Here is a 2,313-nt window from a genome sequence, read left to right on the forward strand (position 1 = left end):
CGGGCACCTCGCGAGCCCCGCCACCCTCGGCGCCTTCGCCCGCGCCGTGGCCGAGGCCCTGCCCGCGACGGCCCAGGGGGTGCGCGTCGCGGGTGACCTCGACGCGCAGGTCGAGCGGGTCGCCGTGGTCGGCGGATCGGGGGACTCCCTCTTCGACGCCGTCCGGGTCAGCCGGGCCGACGTCTACCTCACCGCTGACCTGAGGCACCACCCGGCCTCCGAGCTGCGCGAGCGGGCCGAGCTCGAGGCCCTTCGCGGGGGACGACCGGCCGCGGACGGACGGCCCTTCCTGGTCGACGTGGCGCACTTCGCGAGCGAGTGGCCCTGGCTCGAGCACGCCGCGCGCCGGCTCACCGCGGACGTGCACCTGGCCCACGGGCCGGGCACTACGGTGGAGACCCGGGTGAGCACCCGCCGCACCGACCCGTGGACCGCGCGCCTCGCCTCACCTGCCGCCCCGTCCGTTGGAGGATCCCAGCCGTGAGCACCGCCCCCGTCGCCGACCAGCACCGGCTCCTCGAGGTCCAGGCCCTCGACACCCGCGCGGCCCAGATCGCCCACCAGCGCGCCAAGCACCCGGCGCACCAGACCGTGGCCGAGCTCTCCTCGCGCCTGGCGGACGTCGAGAGCGCGGTCGTCACCTCGCGGACCGCGGTGAGCGACCTGCGCCGCGAGCTCACCAAGGCCGAGCAGGACGTCGAGCAGGTGCGCAGCCGCGCGAACCGCGACCAGGCTCGCCTCGACGCCGGGGCCAACGCCAAGGACGCCCAGGCGCTGACCAGCGAGCTCGAGGCCCTGGCCCGGCGCCAGGCGGCCCTCGAGGAGGTCGAGCTCGAGGTCATGGAACGGCTCGAGGCCCACGAGACCGCCCTGGCGGACCTCACGAGCGCACGGGACGACATCCTCGAGCAGCAGCAGGCCGCCGCGGCCGAGCTCGAGAAGGTCCTGGCCGAGCTCGACGAGCAGGCAGCGCAGGTCGTCGCCGAGCGCGAGCAGCGCGCCGCAGGCCTCGACGCCGGGCTCGTCGCCCTCTACGACAGGGTGCGTGCCCAGCAGGGCGGGGTCGGTGTCGCGGCGCTGCGGGGCCGTCGCTGCGAGGGCTGCCGCCTCGAGCTCAACCCGAGCGACGTCGAGCACATCAAGGCTGCCCCCGAGGAGCAGGTCGTGCGGTGCGAGGAGTGCAGCCGCATCCTGGTGCGTGGGGCGGACGCTCCTCGATGACGGCCGGGGCGACGGCCTCGGGCGGTGCGCGCGAGCGCCGGCCCTCGGGGGCCGCGATGCGGTTCGACGACGCCGAGCCGGTCAGCGTGGTCCTCATGCGTCACGGGGAGACCACCTTGACGCGCAGCAAGGCGATGTCGGGCTCCTCGGTGCCGGGCCCTTCCCTCGCCCCGGCCGGGCGCGTCCAGGCGGCCCAGGCCGCCGACCTCGTCTTCCGGGTGGGTCGTGAGCTGTGGCCCGACCTGCCCCACCCGAGCGCCCTCGTCGCCTCGCCCATGGTCCGCACGCAGGAGACCGCGACCGCGGTCGGTCGGCGCCTCGGGCTGCCGGTGCAGACCGACGCGGCCTTCGCCGAGTGCCACTTCGGGGACTGGGAGGGGCTTCCCGTCGCCGAGGTCGAGGACGGACGGCCCGGGGAGCTGCGCCGCTGGTACGAGGACACCGCGGTGCGCGCCCCGGGGGGCGAGTCCCTGGACGACGTCGGTGAGCGTGTGGGGGCCGGGCTGCAGGCCCTGCTCGACGGGGGGGTCGGCCGCACCGTCGTCGTCGTGAGCCACGCGATGGCCATCCGGGCGGCTGTCGGGCGGACCCTGGGCATGCCGGGGTCGGCGTGGTCGTGGCTGCGTGTGCTGCCGGCCTCGGCGACCGTGCTGCGGTGGTGGCCCGACGGCAGCCGGGAGCTGGTCGCCCTCGGGATGCCCAGCGACGCCTGGCACGCGCGCCGCACCAGCCCCGGGGTCACCTCGCGCTGAGCCTCATGCCGTGGCCCCGGTCGGGTCGGCGACGACGAGGGCCAGGGTGCTCGACCCGCGGGGTCCGGCCGTGAGCTCGGCGTCGAGCAGCGGGCCCCCGACGAGCTCACCGGCCGCGTCGAGGAGCTCCTCGGGGGAGCGCGGCTCGCTGCCCTCCCGCGTCATCAGGTGCCGGGTCAGCACCCCGCGGGTGTGCTTGGCCCAGTGGGAGACGACCGTGCGGCGCCCCTCGGCCTCCCGGTGCACCCCGACGCTCACGTGCCCCGGGCCCCCCGCCGGGACGGGCCAGGCCGCCCCGGCGATCCGACCCGTGAGGATCTCGTCCCGCAGCGCGGCGTAG

3 protein-coding genes and 1 pseudogene are annotated in these 2,313 nt (G+C 76.8%); 3 read left to right on the forward strand and 1 reads right to left on the reverse strand.

Going from position 1 to position 2,313, the window contains the following annotated elements; translation table 11 throughout:
* The 3 genes from L0B03_RS16790 to L0B03_RS16800 all read left to right on the forward strand — a co-directional run.
* Positions 1 to 484: Nif3-like dinuclear metal center hexameric protein (locus L0B03_RS16790; protein ID WP_250447998.1), on the forward strand; the 484-nt coding region annotated here is incomplete at its 5' end.
* Entirely contained in the window at positions 481 to 1,221 is a 741-nt protein-coding gene (locus L0B03_RS16795; RefSeq protein WP_250448001.1) for a zinc ribbon domain-containing protein, read from the forward strand. The genes L0B03_RS16790 and L0B03_RS16795, both read left to right, overlap by 4 nt.
* On the forward strand, positions 1,218 to 1,973 hold the full coding sequence (locus tag L0B03_RS16800) for a histidine phosphatase family protein (protein WP_250448003.1): 756 nt from the start codon (positions 1,218 to 1,220) through the stop codon (positions 1,971 to 1,973). Before L0B03_RS16795 ends, L0B03_RS16800 begins: the two co-directional genes overlap by 4 nt.
* Positions 1,974 to 1,976: 3 nt before the next feature.
* Here L0B03_RS16800 and L0B03_RS16805 read toward each other — a convergent pair.
* Positions 1,977 to 2,313 (reverse strand): annotated as a pseudogene (locus tag L0B03_RS16805) (hypothetical protein); the annotation flags it as partial.

It is taken from the genome of Actinotalea sp. C106 (assembly GCF_023630195.1).
Taxonomy (GTDB): Bacteria; Actinomycetota; Actinomycetes; order Actinomycetales; family Cellulomonadaceae; genus Actinotalea.